The 19,367-nt window shown below is 41.7% G+C and carries 21 protein-coding genes; 17 read left to right on the top strand and 4 right to left on the bottom strand.

The features are described from left to right. Complete coding sequence (locus tag ACFPA1_RS26245) at positions 1 to 2,232, top strand: EAL domain-containing protein (protein WP_378587862.1); 2,232 nt, start codon at positions 1 to 3, stop codon at positions 2,230 to 2,232. A 156-nt stretch (positions 2,233 to 2,388) separates the two neighbouring features. Here the strand turns inward: ACFPA1_RS26245 and ACFPA1_RS26240 are convergent, their stop codons facing one another. Continuing rightward, positions 2,389 to 2,781, bottom strand: coding sequence for a hypothetical protein (locus ACFPA1_RS26240; protein WP_378587395.1), 393 nt, complete (start codon positions 2,779 to 2,781; stop codon positions 2,389 to 2,391). A gap of 161 nt (positions 2,782 to 2,942) precedes the next feature. Between ACFPA1_RS26240 and ACFPA1_RS26235 the strand changes: the two genes are divergently transcribed. Continuing rightward, complete coding sequence (locus ACFPA1_RS26235) at positions 2,943 to 3,878, top strand: COX15/CtaA family protein (protein ID WP_378587393.1); 936 nt, start codon at positions 2,943 to 2,945, stop codon at positions 3,876 to 3,878. 57 nt (positions 3,879 to 3,935) lie between these two features. On the opposite strand, the gene ACFPA1_RS26230 is transcribed toward ACFPA1_RS26235, so the two are convergent. Continuing rightward, positions 3,936 to 4,892 (bottom strand): DMT family transporter, encoded by a 957-nt coding sequence (locus ACFPA1_RS26230; RefSeq protein WP_213146459.1) that lies wholly within the window; start codon positions 4,890 to 4,892, stop codon positions 3,936 to 3,938. Positions 4,893 to 5,041: 149 nt separating this feature from the next. Between ACFPA1_RS26230 and ACFPA1_RS26225 the strand changes: the two genes are divergently transcribed. From ACFPA1_RS26225 to ACFPA1_RS26205, 5 genes are all read left to right on the top strand, one after another. Continuing rightward, positions 5,042 to 5,386 (top strand): rhodanese-like domain-containing protein, encoded by a 345-nt coding sequence (locus tag ACFPA1_RS26225; protein ID WP_378587390.1) that lies wholly within the window; start codon positions 5,042 to 5,044, stop codon positions 5,384 to 5,386. 18 nt (positions 5,387 to 5,404) lie between these two features. Continuing rightward, entirely contained in the window at positions 5,405 to 6,373 is a 969-nt protein-coding gene (locus ACFPA1_RS26220; RefSeq protein ID WP_378587388.1) for a bile acid:sodium symporter family protein, read from the top strand. A gap of 18 nt (positions 6,374 to 6,391) precedes the next feature. Further along, complete coding sequence (locus ACFPA1_RS26215; RefSeq protein ID WP_378587386.1) at positions 6,392 to 7,702, top strand: purine/pyrimidine permease; 1,311 nt, start codon at positions 6,392 to 6,394, stop codon at positions 7,700 to 7,702. A 152-nt stretch (positions 7,703 to 7,854) separates the two neighbouring features. Then, complete coding sequence (locus ACFPA1_RS26210; RefSeq protein WP_277398197.1) at positions 7,855 to 8,274, top strand: SRPBCC family protein; 420 nt, start codon at positions 7,855 to 7,857, stop codon at positions 8,272 to 8,274. Beyond that, the gene (locus tag ACFPA1_RS26205) at positions 8,275 to 8,640 is read left to right on the top strand and encodes an ArsR/SmtB family transcription factor (RefSeq protein ID WP_213146463.1); all 366 of its coding nucleotides are present in this window, start codon (positions 8,275 to 8,277) and stop codon (positions 8,638 to 8,640) included. A 36-nt stretch (positions 8,641 to 8,676) separates the two neighbouring features. Here ACFPA1_RS26205 and ade read toward each other — a convergent pair whose 3' ends face one another. Next, positions 8,677 to 10,422 carry an adenine deaminase gene (gene ade / locus ACFPA1_RS26200; protein WP_378587859.1) on the bottom strand — a complete coding sequence of 582 codons (1,746 nt, stop codon included), beginning with the start codon at positions 10,420 to 10,422 and terminating at the stop codon, positions 8,677 to 8,679. 198 nt (positions 10,423 to 10,620) lie between these two features. Here ade and ACFPA1_RS26195 point away from each other — a divergent pair, with 198 nt between their 5' ends. From ACFPA1_RS26195 to modA, 5 genes are read left to right on the top strand one after another with little or no spacing between them, the layout of a single operon-like run. Beyond that, on the top strand, positions 10,621 to 11,556 hold the full coding sequence (locus tag ACFPA1_RS26195) for a dipeptidase (protein WP_378587382.1): 936 nt from the start codon (positions 10,621 to 10,623) through the stop codon (positions 11,554 to 11,556). Then, on the top strand, positions 11,553 to 12,584 hold the full coding sequence (locus ACFPA1_RS26190; RefSeq protein WP_378587380.1) for a P1 family peptidase: 1,032 nt from the start codon (positions 11,553 to 11,555) through the stop codon (positions 12,582 to 12,584). The genes ACFPA1_RS26195 and ACFPA1_RS26190 overlap by 4 nt, the downstream gene beginning before the upstream one ends. Beyond that, positions 12,585 to 12,815, top strand: coding sequence for an excisionase family DNA-binding protein (locus ACFPA1_RS26185; RefSeq protein ID WP_213146467.1), 231 nt, complete (start codon positions 12,585 to 12,587; stop codon positions 12,813 to 12,815). It begins immediately after the preceding gene. Further along, a complete protein-coding gene (locus ACFPA1_RS26180) occupies positions 12,815 to 13,186 on the top strand; it encodes a DUF488 domain-containing protein (protein ID WP_378587377.1) in 372 nt (123 codons plus the stop codon). Before ACFPA1_RS26185 ends, ACFPA1_RS26180 begins: the two co-directional genes overlap by 1 nt. Then, the gene (gene modA, locus ACFPA1_RS26175) at positions 13,183 to 13,968 is read left to right on the top strand and encodes a molybdate ABC transporter substrate-binding protein (protein WP_378587374.1); all 786 of its coding nucleotides are present in this window, start codon (positions 13,183 to 13,185) and stop codon (positions 13,966 to 13,968) included. Before ACFPA1_RS26180 ends, modA begins: the two co-directional genes overlap by 4 nt. Before the next feature lie 38 nt (positions 13,969 to 14,006). Here the strand turns inward: modA and trhA are convergent, their stop codons facing one another. Then, complete coding sequence (gene trhA / locus ACFPA1_RS26170; RefSeq protein ID WP_378587371.1) at positions 14,007 to 14,654, bottom strand: PAQR family membrane homeostasis protein TrhA; 648 nt, start codon at positions 14,652 to 14,654, stop codon at positions 14,007 to 14,009. A gap of 131 nt (positions 14,655 to 14,785) precedes the next feature. On the opposite strand from trhA, the gene ACFPA1_RS26165 reads away from it, so the two are divergent. The 5 genes from ACFPA1_RS26165 (at position 14,786) to ACFPA1_RS26145 (ending at position 19,361) form a co-directional block, all read left to right on the top strand. Next, positions 14,786 to 15,379, top strand: a complete 594-nt coding sequence (locus ACFPA1_RS26165) for a DUF1836 domain-containing protein (RefSeq protein ID WP_378587369.1) — start codon at positions 14,786 to 14,788, stop codon at positions 15,377 to 15,379. Positions 15,380 to 15,530: 151 nt separating this feature from the next. Beyond that, entirely contained in the window at positions 15,531 to 15,983 is a 453-nt protein-coding gene (locus tag ACFPA1_RS26160; protein ID WP_378587366.1) for a YhcH/YjgK/YiaL family protein, read from the top strand. Between the two features lie 14 nt (positions 15,984 to 15,997). Further along, positions 15,998 to 17,668 (top strand): FAD-binding protein, encoded by a 1,671-nt coding sequence (locus ACFPA1_RS26155; RefSeq protein ID WP_378587364.1) that lies wholly within the window; start codon positions 15,998 to 16,000, stop codon positions 17,666 to 17,668. A 138-nt stretch (positions 17,669 to 17,806) separates the two neighbouring features. Continuing rightward, positions 17,807 to 18,718, top strand: a complete 912-nt coding sequence (locus ACFPA1_RS26150; protein ID WP_378587362.1) for a dihydrodipicolinate synthase family protein — start codon at positions 17,807 to 17,809, stop codon at positions 18,716 to 18,718. Positions 18,719 to 18,722: 4 nt separating this feature from the next. Further along, complete coding sequence (locus ACFPA1_RS26145) at positions 18,723 to 19,361, top strand: GDSL-type esterase/lipase family protein (protein ID WP_378587359.1); 639 nt, start codon at positions 18,723 to 18,725, stop codon at positions 19,359 to 19,361. Positions 19,362 to 19,367 lie beyond the last annotated feature (6 nt).

The raw sequence follows: 19,367 nt of genomic DNA, 5'->3' as shown, positions 1-19,367 counted from the left end.
ATGGAAATGAAATTGGCAAATTTTCGAATAAAGTGGATGATCATCATTTGTTTGCTTGTTTTTTCAGAGCTACTTGATTTAATTGTTTCTTTCAATTTTCCATCTATTAAACTATTTCACTTTACAACAATTGCTGTGATTGTATGTGCCATCCCTTTTCTCCTGATCACTTTAAAGGAAATGGGGAAAAAATCAGTAGAATATGAAAAAAATGAACAAAAGTTAAAAAATATTTATGATTCCCTAGATGTAGCGATTTGGTCCCATGACCTCAAAACCAATCAGCTTTTCATTACCCAAGGGATAGAAAAATTGTATGGAGTATCGTTAGAAGACTTTTATCATGACCATGCTTTATGGAAAAAGGTCATTTTTTCGGATGATTTACCGATCATATCTGAACGTGAGCATAAAATAGCACTTGGGGAAACAGTTACAAGTGAGTATCGAATTATCCGGCCTAACGGTGAGGTGAGATGGATTTATGACAGGGGTTTCCCGACTTTGGATTCCAAAGGAAACTTTGTTTATTTTAGTAGTGTACTTTTTGATATTACCGACCGGAAGGAAAGTGAGGACCGCTATCGCAGTTTAGTAGAAATGTCCCCTGACATCATCGCTGTTGTTAGTGAGGAGAAAATTGAATATATTAACGAGGCTGGATGGAGGATGATGGGCGCAGCCTATCCGGAGGAACTGATTGGCAAGTCGCCATTAAATTATGTTCCCAATAACATTATCCGGACAATTCGAAGGAGGGTTGGATCCTATGATAACCCTATTCAGGAAAGAGTAAGTTTCGAATTTCAGGTAAAACGGCTTGATGGTGAATTAATAGATGTCGAAATGGCTTCAACCCCAATTCTTTTCGAAGGCAGATTTGCTGTGCAAGTTGTCGGCAGGGATATTACGGAAAGGAAAAGGGCAGAGCAAACGATTAAAAAAATGGCTTACTATGACGCGTTAACCGGCTTGCCAAATCGAAACAGCTTTAAGGCCCACTTAACTGAGGCAGTAACAAATCACCAACACCAAAAACCGGCTGTGTTATTTTTAGACCTGGATCGCTTTAAGATTATTAACGATACGAAAGGCCATTCTATTGGGGATTTAATCCTTCAAATGGCAGCAGGCAGACTGCAAGGTGCAGTTCAACAGAATGGGATTGTTTCGCGGCAGGGTGGAGATGAATTTATCATTTTACTAGAAGACACCGATAAGGAGCAAGTGACCTATATAGCCGAAAAAATCCTAAATGCCTTTTCAAAGCCCTTCTCCGTAAATAATCAGGAATTCTTTGTTTCAACAAGTATAGGAATTAGTCTTTATCCTGAAGATGGCGCTGATGAGGAAAGCTTAATAAAAAATGCCGATACCGCCATGTATAAGGCAAAAGAGCGCGGGAATATCTTTCAATTTTATTCATCTAGTTTAAATGGAATATCAGTCCGAAAGATGGAATTGGAAAATGGTCTGCGTAAAGCATTGGAATTCAACCAACTGATGCTCTATTATCAGCCGCAATTTTCCTTGACAACCGGGGAGATCGTGGGAATGGAGGCATTAATCCGCTGGGATCACCCGGAACACGGATTTGTTCCACCCTCTGAATTTATACCGCTTGCTGAGGAGACGGGGCTGATTGTCCCAATTGGCAAGTGGGTTCTTAGGGAAGCCTGCAGACAAAGGAAGGATTGGAGCAAAGAGGGAATAGCGGATTTTCCAATCGCTGTCAATGTATCGGTACGCCAGTTCGAAGATGACCATTTTATTGAATATACTGCAGCGGTTTTGGAAGAAATAGGACTCGATGCAGGGCTTCTTGAATTGGAAATCACGGAGAGCATCATGCAAAATCTGCAAAGATCGTCTTACATCCTTCATCAATTGGAGAGGATGGGAGTGCTTTTATCCATTGACGATTTCGGGACGGGTTATTCCTCGTTAAGCTATTTAAACCGTCTTCCCATTCATAAAATCAAAATCGATAAATCCTTTGTTCAGGATGTACCTTTCCTTGCAAGCCAAGAAATGCTGGTAAAAACAATTATTGATATGGGGTTAAACCTGAATTATATAGTCATCGCAGAAGGCATTGAAACCGAACATCAATTGGAGTTCCTGCGGCAAAATGACTGTGCTGTCGGCCAAGGCTACTTATTCAGCAAACCATTACCTGCAGACGAGATTGAGATGTATCTTGAACGCAATAAAAGTGGTATCCGTTTTTAATGGGTACCACTTTTTATTTGGCTAATAAGAAAGTATAAGTGCAACTACGCCTCATGAACCGCCCTTAGGGGCTAGCCAGTCGGCGAGTTTTCTTTAGAAAAATACATTAGGCTGCCGCTCATAAGGAATTTATATAAAGATGCCGATTAGGGTAATTCATTGCCCCCATTTCATGTTAATAGATAAAGTGCAGCAGTCTGCAGGCTGAGCCTGATTGGCTGGCGTAGTGAGGATGAAAGCTACACCTGATGGCGTAAACCTTGTGCCAACAGGAATGGTGAGTCCAATCGATTTAATGAGGCTGTCAACCTCGGCGTGCTTCCCTTGCTGGGCAGCGTTCATGATTTTGCGGGCAAATCCGACATCACTAAGCCGATCGAGCAGCAGGCTCCCCTGCCTCATTAAAACACGGAAAGACTTGATGGATTGTTCAAAAATTTTCGTATCCACTGGCGGGTAGGCCCTTGGCGGAGGAAAGTGTATGGTGTAGGCAGGATAATATGTCATTGGCGGATTTACAGGATAATGAAAAGGGTTGTAATACATCATAACACTCCTTTTATAGCAAAACAGCATAGCAGTATACGGTATGTTTAAGGCGGAAATTTGGTTCCTAGCGGCAGAATCGTGATGCATATCACCGAAATGATTGTCCGTTTTTGTTAAATTGTAAATAGATTCGAAATTTTCCCTAAATTGGAGGGCGAAAGGTGACAATCAAACGGTTAGCATTTATTTGTATGCTTCTCACGTATTTCTTAATTGTGTTTGGCGGCTATGTGGCTTCCTCTAATTCCGGAATGGGCTGTGGGCCGGAATGGCCGTTATGTAATGGGGAAGTAGTTCCTGTATTAAAAGGGGCCACCTTAATCGAGTTTGGTCATCGGGTAATTGGTGCGCTTCTTGGAATTCTATCCCTGGTGCTATTTGTGAAGCTTTTCAGGTCAAAGGAGGAGCAAGTTGTCCGTTTAGCCGCTTTTTCGATGTTAGGGCTTCTTATTATTCAAATCCTACTTGGTGCGATTGTTGTAGTCCGCGATTTGCCATCCATCATTATTACCATCCATCTCATCATCGCTTTTGCTTTTCTTGCTTGCTTAATTTGGATTTGGAGATACCCGGGATTTCAAAATCAGGCTAGTCGGGTTGCTTACATTACTGAAAAGGCTCAAACCGCTACTATCCATTTGAACATATTACTCATTCTTCTGACATGTACACTTGCATTTGGCGCTTATATTAAACATGAATCGTTTGGTATGGCTTGCGGGTGGCTTGGCTGCCGGCAAACATTTTTTCCTTCAAGCACACCAGAGTTGTTGCAAACTCTCCACCGTGGTCTTGCCGGTATTTCCGCAGTTTACATCCTATTTTTGACATACTGGTCTTTTTCAAAAAACTGGGGAAGGAGTCTTCAGAAACGTTTATTGTTGGGGACATTAACTGTCTTATTTCAATTGGTTATTGGTGCAGCCGTTATTGAAACTTCGATTTCCATCCCGTGGGCTGTCCTTCACCTTGCTATTGGAACCGCCCTGTTTGCGATTGTCAGCGAGGCAAGGATTTATTTAAGTGGAAGAGCAGTTGTGCCGGTTTCCGGCCTTAAAGAGATTAGACCGCAGGGAGACAGGAAAAGTTTTGACTAATTTAATTCAGAAGGCGCTTGAAAAATGACTTTTCAAGCGCCTGCGATTTTTTAGAAATTATAAATGCTTTGCCTTTCCGCCATACACCGTTTTCTTTTTCCGCCGCGACTGATGAAGGAATTCCTCGAGCGCCCCAGAGCCAAATAACACCCCAAATAAAATAAGGAGGAACCCAAGGATCTGCGCTACGGATATATTTTCTCCAAGAATCGTCACCGCGCCGACTAAGGTAAAGAAGGGCTCGAAGTTGATGAAGATGGCTGCTTCCGTTACGCCAACCTTGCTTACCGCATAATTGTAAATCATATGGCCAATCGCAGTGGCGAATACGGCGGAAGCAAGAAAAATCATCCAAATACCGAAGGACCCGTTAGATAATTCCTTTAACCCGCCTGGCTCCATAACTAAACTTAGGAAAAATAATACAATCGACCCGAAAAGCATCATGTATCCAGTCAATAAGCGGGGGTCCAATGTATCGGAAACTTTCTTTATCAGCACAAAACTATATGCCTGTGTAAGAATCGATAAAAAGATATACAGGTCCCCAAGGGAAATACTGCTTAAGGACAAACCGCCATGTCCTGCCAAAACAATAAAGGCAACCCCAGTAAAACCTAAGATGATTCCCATAACTTTTACTAACGTTACCCTGCTCTTTAAAAAAATAAATGCCAGAATGGCCGACAAGAGCGGTCCTAGCCCTAGGATAAGTCCACCGTTTGATGCAGTGGTTTTGGCTAAACCAATCGACAAAAAGAAATGGTGACAGACCACGTTGAAAAATCCAGCCGCAGCGATATAACGGAGTTCCTTTCTAGTCGGTATTCGGACCTTCTTTAATAAGGCTAGGATAGTAAAGACAGATATTGCTGCGGTGAAAATCCGTAATGACGTTATCGTAACGATAGGAAAATGCGAGACAATCACTTTGATGCCGACAACGTTAAAACCCCATGCTGCCATCACTATAACGAGCAGCAAATACATCTGGAATTTTTGCTCTTTTGCCATATCCCCACTTCTTTCTTTTTCCGTAAAATATAATGCCAACATTATACAATAATGGCAGTCATTTTTGTTCAGCTTTTTTTCGGCTAACGAAAGATATTAACCCCTCAAATAATAAAATTGTGTTATTCTTTTGAATGGGGGTGTTTGTAATGTCAGTGAAAAAAATTACAGCTAAAGAGCTGCATAAAAGATTGCAGGCACGAGAAAATGTTATGATTTTAGATGTCCGTGCAAACGAGAAATACAACGAGTTTCACATAGAAGATTCCCATGTAGAAAGCCGCAATATTCCAAAAACGGAAATATTTGAACTTGAAGAAAATAAGGACAAACAGCTTACCTTACCGAAAGACAGAGAGGTCATCGTTACCTGCACGACCGGGAATTCGGCAGCAAAATGCGCGAATATCCTTGACCAGAAAAATTACCAGGTCACGCTATTGGAAGGCGGCGTTACAGCCTGGAAGGACTTCTTAAAGTCACTTGAAGATTAAAAAAGGGAGCGACCCTTTATGCTGCAAAAATTGAATAAAAAACTAGAGAAAATTATGCCATTTATAACCCCGGTTAGTGTTATAACCGGGGTTATCTTAAGTGATTATATAAAGGATTTTTCCTTTTTAATCCCGTGGATTTTCGCTTTTATGACCTTTGCCGGAAGCTTAAACTCCAATTTTAAATCGTTGAAGGATGCGATGCTTCATCCTTTTCCAATCATAATTGCAATGCTGATTCTCCATATTATTATGCCGCTGTTTGCGTTGGGAGTGGGGCATATCACCTTCCCGAATGATGCCTATACCATTACGGGTTTAATTTTAGGGATGGTTATTCCAACAGGCATTACGAGCTTTGTTTGGGTTTCTATTTATAGAGGGAATATTCCGCTTGTGTTATCCATTATTTTAATCGACACCTTGTTATCACCAATCATTGTTCCATATTCTCTCTCGGTTTTTATGGGACAAAAAATCGAAATGGATTATGTCGATATCATGAAAGGATTATTGGGAATGATCGTGATCCCATCCATTATCGGCATGCTGTTAAATCAGTGGACAAAAGGAAAAATAAATCAACAATTAGGGGTAAAGCTTGCCCCATTTTCAAAAATCAGTATGGGTGTTGTTGTGATGCTGAATGGAGCGGTTGTTGCTCCCTATCTAAGAAATATTGACCTTAAACTAATCGGCATTATGATGACAGTCTTTGTTATTGCACTGTGCGGATATTTGCTTTCTTTTTTCCTTGGGAGGCTTTTGATTGGCGACCGGGACACGGCTATCACCTTGACCTTTTCAGGGGGAATGAGAAATATTAGTGCCGGGGCTGTCATCAGCGTCACGTATTTCCCGCCGGCGGTGGCCGTTCCGGTAGTGGTAGGAATGCTTTTCCAACAAATATTAGCGTCTTTAAATGGACATTTTATCGCAAAATACTACCAAAAAGGCGCGGAAAAGCAGGATTCAGTTGCTGTCTAGAAAGAAGGAAATTTTATCATGAAGGAACAAACAATAAAGGATAGCGGATTGATTACTAGTGTCCAGGGAATTCAGTGGGCTGTTTTTATGTTAACGAACGTAATTGCAGTGCCGGTCGTTGTTGGAGCAGCCTTTCATATGGCACCGGCTGAAATCGCTGACTTTATGCAGCGCATGCTGTTTGTAACAGGAATTGCTACCTTAATTCAGATTTTTTTCGGCCATCGTCTTCCCCTTGTGGAAGGGGCAGCAGGAATGTGGTGGGCCATTTTTATTCTGCTTGGGACTATGAGTATCCCGGCCAATCAAGGAAATGTGCTTCAGCAATTAGAAATGGGGTTAATCATCGCCGGAATATTACTGGCCATTATAGGATTTTTGCCGATTATTGAAAAAATACGCCTCCTATTTACACCGATTGTAACTGGCGTTTACTTAATATTGCTGGTCAGTCAATTGAGCGGTTCGTTTTTAAAAAGCATGCTTGGCTTCACTGCCACTGGCCATTTAAACGGAAAAATTACACTTATTAGTTTCCTTGTTATTTTCATTATTTTATTCATATCTTTGAAAACCAATGGCATATTAAGGAGCTTAGGACCGCTTGTTGGAATCATTGTTGGCTGGACTATGTTCCATTTCCTCGGTTTGATTGATACAAATCAGTCCTTCGAGCCCTCCAGATGGTTCAGTATTCCGAAAATGTTTGCTTGGGGAACCCCGAAGTTTGATATTGGGATCATACTTACCACTCTCCTTACTTCGGTCGTCCTCATTTCCAACGTGATCTCCAGCGTTTTGGTAGTTGGACTGGCTTTAGAAAAAAGGGTGAAGCCTAATCAGTATCAAAAGGGGATTTTTGGGAATGGAGTTGGTTTATTCTTCTCCGGACTCTTTTCCGTAGTGGGCGTCATCCCGCTGGCTATTTCTGCTGGATTCATCATGACCACTGGCATTAAAAAATTGCTCCCACTTATCATTGGGGCGATATTAATCACTGTGTCAGGATTTTTTCCATATATAGGAGGATTTTTAGCAACCCTGCCCTTAGAAGTCGCTTATGCTTCCCTCTTTACCATGTTTACACAGTTGCTTGGCTTTGGTATCCGTGATTTAATGGGGCAAGAGCCGACGGGACGGAACCTGATGGTGATTGGAATTTCCTTAATGACAGGAATCGGCATCATGTTTTTACCGCCCGAAGCGTTTGAAAATATCGCTCCTTGGCTGCGGAATATTGTTTCCAACGGACTGCTCATAGGCCTTATTTTATGTTTCTTATTAGAGCATTTGGTTTTTCAAAAAAAGATGATTCGACAGACCTCGTAATCCCTTCCTGCTTGATGGAAGGGATTTTTTATATTTGTTTTTGGAGAAAGTAATAAAGAAATTTTTATTGACATGAAACCAAATGGTTTTATATAATCAAAAATGTGAAACCGAATGGTTGTATATTCTTATTAGAAAGCAGGCGAATTGGTATGGTAAATACACTAGAAGATATCAAGAAATCGATCGTTATTGATGCACCAATTGAAAAAGTATGGGAGCACGTTTCTACGGCTGAAGCGATTGGGGAATGGTTCATGCCAAACGACTTCAAACCGGAAGTGGGTCATGAGTTTCACTTGCAATCTCCATTTGGCCCATCTCCTTGTAAAGTAACCGAATTTGATCCGCCCAATCGTCTTTCATTTAAATGGGATACAGAAGGCTGGTTTGCATCCTTTATTTTGAAAGATTTAGGTGGGAAAACGGAGTTTACGTTAATTCATGGTGGCTGGAAGCCTGCTGATGAAGTCATCGGTAAAGCCGGTCAAAAATCTGGTGTCATTCGTGAACACATGTCTGGCGGCTGGAGTGGCATTATCGAAAAGTTAAAAAGGATTGTGGAGGGCTAAGTGTCTGCAGCAGCACAAAAGCATGATGTGTTTCAGGCAATTGCTGACCCTACCAGGAGAGAAGTGCTAAAGCTTCTTTCTGAAAAAGAATTGCCGATTTCGGAAATTACATCGCATTTTTCGATAAGCCGGACGGCTATTGCCAAGCATTTGAAAATCCTTTCCGAGGCGGAATTGGTCAGCGGACGAAAGGAAGGCCGTGAAAAAATTTACCGGCTCCATCCTGAACCGCTCTCGGAGCTAAAGCAGTTCTATGACCAATTCTGGAACAATAGGCTTTCTGTGTTGAAGCATATCGTGGAAACGGGCAGGGAAAACAGCGGCCTAAAAGTGATTCAATCAGAGACAGAAAAAAAAGAACCTTAATAGGGTTCTTTTTTGTACTTTAGGGCAAACCAAACGTTACTCTGCATCGATCGAGATATGCTGAAACTTGGAAACCTGAAACAAGCCTTTGTCGGTTAGCTTTAATTCAGGTATCACCGGCAGTGTTAAAAAGGAAAGAGTTAAAAATGGGTTGAACTGGCGATTTGCTCCTAACTGGTTTAGTGCACCATGGATATTGTTCAGATTGGCGTAAACCTCTTGATAGGAGCGGTCCGACATCAATCCCGCGATGGAAAGCTTTAATGCTGCAAGGACCTTGCCATCTTTTACAACTACCATTCCGCCTTGCATCTCCTTAATAGTTTTGGCGGCCATCACCATATCACGATCGTTTGTGCCGGCGATTACAAGATTATGGGAATCATGGGCGATTGTAGTCGCAATGGCACCGGATTTCAGCCCTAGACCTTTGACAATTCCCAAACCGATAAAACCACTCTGGTGATGGCGTTCAATCACGGCCAATTTTAGCTGGTCTTTATCCAAAGAGCATTGAAAGAAACCGGACTCATTTGTTTCCACCTGTTCAACGATATGACGTGTCACCAGGCTATTTGGAATGATTTCGATGATGTTTGCCTTATGGGATTGAACCGGAATTTGAAATTCATCCTCGGAAATTTCATGGAAATGAACCGTATGGGTTAAAGTGCTTGGGAGTTCCTGCTGGCTGCTTTCTGGAAAGTGTACGATGGCTCCTTTTTTGACCACAGCTGTCCCGTCCTTATAAACATCGGCAATTTTAAAACTTTCAAGATCCTCCATGATGATGAAATCGGCTTTATATCCGGGAGCGATAGCCCCTTTTTCCTCAAGTCCAAAACATTCTGCCGCGTTGATCGTTGCCATTTGAATAGCGGTTATTGGGGAGATGCCGGATGAGACCGCCAGCCTAACATTGTGATCGATGCTTCCTTCATGAAGCAGGTCGTCTAGATGTTTATCATCTGTCACGAATAAGCAGCGTCGGGCATTATGTTCATTTACGACGGGGATCAATTGACGTAAATCCTTGGCCACAGTCCCTTCACGGATCATGACATACATTCCCCGCTTGAGACGTTCCTTTGCTTCTGCAGCGTTGGTACACTCGTGATCGGTTCGGATGCCGGCAGCCATGTACACATTTATATCATTTGCGGAAAGACCTGCTGCATGGCCATCAATTTTTTTCCCAAAAGCTTTAGAAGCAGCAATCTTTGCGAGCATATCCATGTCACAGTTAACAACTGCAGGAAAATTCATTATTTCAGCCAATCCTAGAACCTTTGGCTGCTGAAAAAAAGGTTTTAAATGTTCGGCATTTAAAACAGCACCGGAATGTTCGAACTCAGTCGCAGGGACACAGGAAGGGAGCATAAAGTAAAAGTCAAACGGCAGGTTTTCGGAAGCATCAAGCATATATTGGATTCCTTCGGTACCCAGAACGTTGGCAATTTCATGTGGATCTGCGATAACAGTCGTTACACCATGCAAAAGAAGAACTTTGGCAAATTCGGAAGGTGTGACGATGGATGACTCGATATGAACATGTCCATCGATGAAGGCAGGAGTTAAATAAGCCCCATTCGCATCAATCACCTGTTTCCCCTCATATGTGCCAATGCCCGCAAAGTAACCATCTGCAATCGCAATGTCCCCTTCAATCATTTCCCCATTAAAAACATCGATAATTTTTGCGTTTTTAATAACTGTATCGGCTGGTTCTTTGCCGGATGCAACCGAGATTCTTCTTGCCAATTGTTGTCTTTCCATGCGCACCATCCCCCCTGAACTCTATATCTGACATATATTCTTTCCATACTAGTATTCTGTTAGTGTACGTAATTATTACAAGGTGCGATAAAGTCCTTCCAAAAATAAAACGGACTGCAAAATTGAATATATACGATTTAAATGCTAGGTTATAACCGCCGGCTTTTTTATGATACAATTTCCTTAAAAAAGGAGTCGGCCAACATGAATATCATTGACCTTCATTGTGATGCATTACTTAAGCTTTCGGAAGGTAAAGGTAAGCTGCGCTTTGCCAATGCCCCGGAATTAGAGACAAACAAAGCTCGCCTGCAGCAAGGCAAAATCAAGGCACAGTGCTTTGCGATCTTTATCGAACCGGATATCCCATCCGACCAAAAGTTCCAGGCAGCGCTGGAGCAAGTTGATTATTTTTATAAGGAAGTCTTAGGGGAAAATCCCGATATGGTACATATAAAGAATTGGGCTGATTTTGACCAGCTCAAAATTGGCCAGATTGGCGCGATGCTGACGCTTGAAGGTGTCGACGCAATTGGCAATGACCTTATGAAGTTGCGTACATTGTTCCGATTAGGTGTCCGTTCTGTCGGTCTTACCTGGAATAACGCCAATTTGGCGGCTGACGGTGCCGGCGAGCCGCGCGGGGCGGGGCTTACACTATTTGGTAAGGAAATCGTGCAATTAAACAATGAACATCAAGTCCTAACGGATGTATCTCATTTGTGCGAAAAAGCATTCTGGGATGTCATAGAACTTGCAGATTACCCGATTGCGAGCCACTCCAATGCCAAATCCCTTTGTAACCACCCCCGCAATTTAACTGATGAGCAAGCTGCGGCAATGTTCCAAAAGGGCGGACTGATCCATGTCGTCTATAATCCGCCATTTATTAATGAATCTGGGGATGCGCACATAAGTGACCTCATCAAGCATATTGACCATTTCTGCTCCCTTGGCGGGGTAAAACAAATTGGTCTAGGGTCGGATTTTGATGGAATCTCCCAATTTATCATTGATTTAGAGAATGCTTCCAAATCGCAAAATTTGCTCAATGAACTTTTAAAACATTACAGTGAAGAAGAGGTTAGGGGCTTTGCCTCACAAAACTTTCTTGACCACCGGCCGGGTGCAGCACGATGAAAATACGCGAAATGGGTATAACCATTGGAAAGCTTAATACTGGCGAAAAAAATTGCATAACTGACGTCCCAGGTGTAATGGTTGGGCACGTGACACTAGATTATCCTTTAAACGAAACAGGCACCGACTATGTCTGTACGGGAGTAACCGCTATTTTACCCCATAGTGGAAACATGTTTAAAGAAAAAGTGACGGCGGCAAGCTGTGTCCTGAATGGTTTTGGCAAAACAACCGGACTCGTACAGGTAAATGAATTAGGTGTTCTCGAATCGCCGATTATGTTAACAAACACCTTTGGAGTCCCGGCGGTGACTCAAGGCACGATTGAATATATGCTGGAGGAAAATCCAGAAATCGGTGATACGACTGGAACCATCAATATTGTGGTGGGGGAATGCAATGACAGCTATTTAAACTCAATTCGTAAGTTTCCGGTTAAACCAGAGCATGCCATTGAAGCGATCAATAAGGCCTCCAATCATCAAGCTGAAGAAGGGGCCGTTGGTGCCGGAAAAGGCATGGTCTGCTTTGGGTACAAGGGCGGGATAGGGTCATCATCCCGAGTGGTATCAGGCTATACAGTGGGCTGCATGGTCCTCAGTAATTTTGGCAGAAAAGAAGATTTCCGCGGCTTTCAATATGAAACCAAAGGCGGACTCTCTGAAACCGCTGACGGTTCCATTATTATCGTTTTGGCGACCGATGCCCCATTGAGCGACCGGCAGCTAAAACGCGTGGCGAAGCGTTGCGGAATTGGTCTTGGGCGGACAGGTAGCCATTTCAGTCACGGCAGCGGCGATATTGTGATTGCCTTTTCAAACGCTCATAAAATTCCTCATTTTTCAGATGAGACGGCAGAAACACGGACACAGCTGCGCGAACACCATCCCATTATGAATCAGCTATTTGCCGCAGCAGCTGAAGCGGCGGAGGAAGCGATTCTTAATTCCTTGACTCAGGCCGTTACCACACATGGACGGGAAGGCCATGTTGTCGAAGCTATTTGTTTAAGGAAAGAAGGAAATTAAATGTACCTTTCAATAAAAGAAACAGCAGAGTTTTTATCCACATCAGAAGCTGACGTTAAAAAGCTCATTCAGCAGAAAAAAATCCGCGCTCTTTTTGACGGCAGTGATTACTTAATCAACAAGGAACAATTTAACACCCATCTAAAACAAATGGAAAAATACAAACAGCTTGTAGAGGAAATCTTGAGTGAACCCATACCTGAAGACTTGGACGTAAAGGATGAGGATTAATGGCAAATATTTTTTTAAAGCGAGTATATGAGCCTTACGATGAATCGGATGGGTGCAGGGTTTTGGTGGACCGGCTTTGGCCAAGGGGGATTTCGAAGGATACGGCAAGGCTCGATCATTGGTATAAAGAGATCGCGCCAAGCCCAGATCTTAGAAAGTGGTTTTGTCACAAACCGGAGCTGTTTGACGAGTTTCGCAGCCGTTATATTCAAGAACTCCGTACTGATGAGGAGAAGCTTCGATTAACTAGTCAAATATTTGAGATGGCAGCTTCTCAAAACGTAACGCTTTTATATGGCGCGAAGGACACGGTCTATAACCATGCGGTGGTTTTGTATGAGGAGTTAATGGAGAGAGGGGACATCGGGTGAAAAAAATATTTTTCACAGCACTGTTGTTAGTGTTATTCCTATCTGGATGTTCTTCCAATTATCAAGCCAATAAAACGGATAAGAAAGATGCGAAAGTGGAATTAACTATTTCCGCTGCCGCAAGTCTGCAAGATTCCTTGAATGATATTAAAGCAAGCTTTGAAAAAGCCCATCCCAATGTACAAATAAATTATAACTTTGGTGCTTCTGGAGCGCTGCAGCAGCAGATATCCCAAGGCGCGCCTGTAGATTTGTTCTTTTCCGCTGCAGAGGATAAATTTAATTTATTGGTCCAAAGAGGCGATATTGAAAAGAAAAACAGTGTTAATCTTGTGGGAAATGACCTGGTGTTAGTTGTTCCGAAGGACAATAGCAAAGGTATTAATAATTTTAAAGATGTTTCGCGCGCGGAAAACATTTCGGTTGGTACCCCGGAATCGGTGCCTGCTGGAAAATATGCGCAGGAAACATTCGAAGCATTAAATATTTGGAATTCCCTTCAAGGTAAAGTGGTCTACGCAAAAGACGTCCGCCAAGTCCTTACCTATGTTGAAACCGGCAATGTGGATGCGGGAGTTGTCTATAAAACCGATGCCTTAACCTCCAAAAAGGTTAAAATAGCAGCAACGGCAGGGAACAACACCCACACACCCATTATCTATCCGGTAGGTGTTGTAAAAGAAACGGCACATCCAAAAGAAGCCGAGTTGTTTCTCGAATATCTTCAAAATCAAACATCGATGGACATTTTTAAAAAATACGGATTTAAAAACATACATTAAGCATGAAAAAAGCCTGGACGCGTCCAGGCTCTTTTTCATTAGATGACATATAAAAACACGCACATAAAATGGGCCAAGCTTCCAAGCATAATGAAGATATGGAAAATTTCATGGAAACCCCAATTTTTAAATTGCAAAAACTTCGGCTTTGCTCCGTAAATGACGCCGCCAACGGTATAGAAAATACCGCCAAGTACCAGCAGGAATAGGCCGTATGGATTAATGCTGCCGGAGAGCGGCGAGAAAACAAAGACCACCATCCAGCCCATTGCAATATAAAGGGCCGTTGAAATCCAGCGCGGGCAGTGAAACCAAACCATTTTAAAAACAACGCCGCAGATGGCGATTGCTGCAATAATCGAAAAGAGAACAGCACCTGTTTTTCCATTTAAGCTGATAAAACAGAATGGAGTGTACGTACCGGCAATTAGGATAAAAATCATCGAATGGTCAAGTTTTCTTAAAAAAGCAATCACTTTATCCCGCGCAATGACCATATGGTAGGTTGCCGAGGCTGAATAAAGAAGAATCATGCTAATACCAAAAATGATGACAGCGGCAATGGCAAGGGGCGAATGGGAAGTCAGTGAGGCTTTAATCACCATCGCCAACAGTCCGACAAAAGACAGAATCGCACCCGTCAAATGAGTGAGTCCGTTAATGGGCTCCCGAATATACGCATTCATTTTGTAACACTCCTATTCCGTTACGTAGTTTTGATAACTACATATAATGATACAAGTATATCAGAATCTAGTCAACGTCTATGTCTTCAGGTATAATAAAAAATATTAAGAATTGAACGGGGTTAACAGTAATGGAAAAAATCAATCAAATCATTGAAGAACTTGATTTGGAAGCGAATTTGCCGTTGGATGAGATTCCAAAGATAGATTTATATATGGATCAGGTCATCCAGCTTTTCGAAAATAAATTTGCGGAATCGAAGCGTAACGATGATGAAAAAATTCTTACGAAAACCATGATTAACAATTACGCCAAAGGAAAGCTTATTTTTCCTATTAAAAATAAAAAATACTCCAAAGAGCATCTCATCCTTATTAGTTTAATCTATCAACTGAAAGGTGCTCTATCAATTAACGATATCAAAACGACTCTTGATGGGATTAACAAAAGAATAATAAAGGAAGATATCGATTTAGATTCTTTCTATAACAGTTATCTAAATTTGACTGCCCAAAATGTCTCCGATTTCAAAGAGGAAATGACAAGAAGAGGGTTGGAGGTAAAGGAAGAAATCGCTGAAGGGCAGGAGGATACGTCGCCCTACCTGGAACGGGTGTTGATGATTTCGTCCCTTGTCCATATGAGTAATTTATATCGAAAAGCGGCAGAGAAGCTCGTTGACGGCATCATGATTGACAAAGAAGGAAAGCGCCAGAGATCATAATGGTCTCTGTTTTTTTTATACATAATCGGTGAAAATTTCTTCCATTTATACTATAAAAAGAGAAAATAATTTACGAAACTTCATGAGTATGCTATATTTTGTTTGAAAGCGGTTAACAATAAGAAATCAATTTATGAAGGAGCCGATAAAGATGATTGCCGATCACATTAGTAATTTTGAGTTATATAAAGGGATAAACGAAAGAGTGAATCGTGCCATTCATTATATTCAAACCCACAATTTTTCAAGCCTTCAAACAGGCATACATGAAGTTGAAGGGGAAGAACTTTTTTTCAACTTAATAGAATATGAAACGAAAGAAGCCGAGGAGCGGTTCTGGGAATCCCATAAAAAATATATCGATCTTCACTATATTCTTGAGGGAAAAGAGTTTGTCGCCCACGAGCTTTTTGAGAGAATGTCGGTAAAACAAGACTACGATGAACAGGATGATTATTTCCTGCTGGATGGGAAAGTGCAGTCCAAAGTGAAGCTTGAAAAGGGCAATTTTATGCTCTTATATCCGAGCGATGTCCATATGACGGGCATTAAGGTGGACGAAGCGGAAAAGGTCAGAAAAGTAGTTTTTAAAATTCTTATTTAGGATGTGCGGGACAGATGATTAAAGAAATCATGACAACGGATGTATTGGTCGTTGGCAGCGGGATTGCCGGGCTTAAGGTAAGCATGGAACTGGCAAAAGCCGGACAAAACATCATCATGTCGACAAAAACACAGCTTTGTTCCGGATCCAGTTTTTTTCCCCTAAAGGCCTCTTTAGGGACACAAGTGACAAAAAACGATGAAGACAAAGCCGTGTTTTTAGCGGATATAGATGCCGTCAGCCATGATATGCAAGACCGTGAGATGGCAAAAATCTATATTGACGAGATTCGGGACAGGGTTGAGGAGTTTCCCGAAATCGGAATAGAGCCTTATAAGCTTTCCGATGACCGGAAGGCCTGTTTTGCCAACCATGGCAGAACTATTTACATGCTGAAGGATTGGAATAAAATCAGGGAAAATGTTACCGAAATCATCGATCATTTCCCTAATATTACCCTCATGGAGAGAACGGCAGTCATTTCCTTGGTAAAGCAGGATGGTAGAGTGGCAGGGGCGATTCTCTTAAACCGGGATAATGACTTTATCATGATTAATTGTAAAGCCGTTGTCCTTGCTTCCGGGGGATTTGGGAATATATATAAGCATAATTTGAACCCAAATGACGTCGATGGCTCGGGCCATATCCTGGCACTTGAAGCAGGTGCAAGCCTTGTTAATATGGAGTTTATTCAATTTATTCCGGGCTTTACATCGCCAAAATACAAGACATTATGGGGCGAGCACACGTTAAATTATTGCAAGGATTTTGTGGATGAGGAAGGAAACAGCATTTTAGATAGTGTGCTCCCAGAAGGCCTTTCTAAGGAAGAATGCTTTAAAATTCGCAGTACCCACGGTCCGTTTACAAATTCTCTGCCCTCCAAATATTTTGATATCGCGATGATGAAAGAAATTTTCAGAACGAAAAGCGAAGATGGTTTCGAGTTACTTTACGATCCTGAAATTTACAATAATAAAAGTGATTTCTATACGATTTATTTAAATTGGCTGGAAGACCGCGGCATAAATCTAACCAAGAATAAGATGAAAATTGCTCCGTTTGCTCATGCCAGCAATGGCGGCGTCAAAATTGATAGCTACGGTCGGACAGGCGTACCCGGGCTATATGCAATTGGAGAGCTGGCCGGCGGGATTGAGGGTGCCAACCGTTTGGGTGGGAATTCTACCGGAGCTTGCATGGTGTTTGGAAAACGAGCTGCCCAAAATTGCCTTGAATTTGCAGAAAGCATCGAGCGGCTAGAAATTAATCTACATCAGGTGACAACACAGTTGACACAGGGGATTCATGCCTTTTCAGCAGATTCACAAAGTGCTCTGACTCCACATGAAGTAATGGATGCGGTCAGGGAAATTATGTGGTTCCATGGCAACGTCATTCGTGATGAAAAAAATCTCCAAGCAGCCTTGAATAAAATCAAGGACTTGAAAGCATCTTTTAATATGGGGATTTTTACAAATAATATAAAAGAAAGAAAAAGCGCCTTTAAAGCAAGAAACTTCCTGATTCTTTCCGATCTGCTTCTGAAGGCAATGCTGGAAAGAAAGGAAAGCAGAGGCGCTCATTATCGGGAAGATTATCCTTTTGAAGATGAATTTTATAATAAAAGGTTGGTAATTTCGGGAATCAATGGAAATCTTAAGCTGGATTTTGAGGTCAGATAATCTTTCCATAGGGTATTGAAAAAGCGGAGATTTTTTTCGAAAATAAAATAAATGGAGAAAATTATTTACAGTATTAAAATATTATGATATATTTTGCTTGTAAACGTTAACATTACTTTCACTCAGGTGGGGATATACATGAAATTAGAAAAGTTTAAAGGGATCATTCCCGCATTTTATGCCTGTTATGATGATGCAGGTGAAGTATCGGAAATCAGAACAAAAGACCTCTGCAACTATCTTTATGAAAAAGGGGTAAAGGGTCTTTATGTCGGCGGGAGCTCAGGAGAATGCATCTACCAAAATCTTGAGGAAAGAAAAGCAACCTTAAAATATGTTGCCGAAGCGGTTAAAGGGAAGCTGACATTAATTGCACATGTCGGCGCACCATCAACTCGGGATAGCGTCATTTTAGCAAAATATGCAGAAGAGCTTGGCTATGATGCACTATCTGCCATTCCGCCAATCTATTTTAAGCTTCCAGACAGCTCGGTTATTAAGTATTGGTCAGAAATAATGGAATCTACTGAACTGCCGTTTATTATTTACAACATCCCGCAAACAACAGGATACAATCTTTCGCTGTCAGCCTTTAAGAAGCTGATTGAAAATAAAAAGGTAATCGGCGTAAAGAATTCATCGATGCCGGTTATGGATATCGAACGCTTTAAGGCAGCAGCAGGAGAAAATTTTATTGTCTTTAATGGTCCTGATGAGCAGTATGTTTCCGGCAGAGTAATTGGCGCTGACAGCGGAATCGGCGGTACGTATGCGGCAATGCCTGAATTGCTTTTAAAAGCAGAAGAGTTTGTATCATCTGGGAATTTTGAACAAGCGAAAAATATCCAACGGGATATTAACGATATCATCATTGCCTTATGTTCTCTAAATGGCCATATGTATTCCACGATTAAGGAACTTCTAAAATTACGTGGTGTCAATGTTGGAAGTGTTAGAGGACCGCTTGAGCCTGTAACAGGCGAGGATTTGAAAAAGGTAGAAGAAATTAAGGATATGATTGATCAAGCTATCCTTAAATATAGCAGGTAAAAGAATGAAAAGAAGAATTGTTTGCTTTGGTGATTCTAACACATGGGGTTATAATGCCAAAACAGTGGAAAGATTCCCGGAAGGTATCAGATGGACTAGTATTCTGGCTGAGTTTTTGGGGGAAGAGTTTCAAGTGGTCGAAGAAGGGCTATCAGGCAGGACAGCTGTAGTAGATGACCCCTTATTTGAAGGGCTAAATGGATACTCTTATATTCATCCATGTTTGATGAGTCATTCACCGCTAGAGCTAGTAATCATAATGCTTGGGACAAATGATACGAAAGAGAGGTTCCATTTAACTTCTTATAACATTGCCCAAGGCATAGCAAGACTCTCACAAAAGGCAAAAAGCACACCGGCTGGCGTCAAAGGGGCTTTCCCTGAAGTATTAGTCATTGCACCGTCGCCAATTGGCAAAGAGTACTACGAAACAGAAGTAGGAAAATCCATGGGAAAAGGCTGTGACACCAAATCAACGGAACTTTCTGCCCATTTGGAAGAATTGATGCGTATTCAAAAAACTGAATTTCTTGATACAAAAGGAATCGTTCCGATGAATCACATCGATTTTATGCATCTTGATGAGGAAGGACACAGGCTTCTTGCTGAGCTTGTCTTCAATAAAATAAAAACTTATTTTTAAGGGGGA

The organism is Neobacillus sp. GCM10023253 (assembly GCF_042653105.1).
GTDB lineage: Bacteria > Bacillota > Bacilli > Bacillales > Cytobacillaceae > Neobacillus > Neobacillus citreus.
Note: the sequence above shows the minus strand (reverse complement) of the source record. Positions and strands in the feature narration are given on the sequence as shown.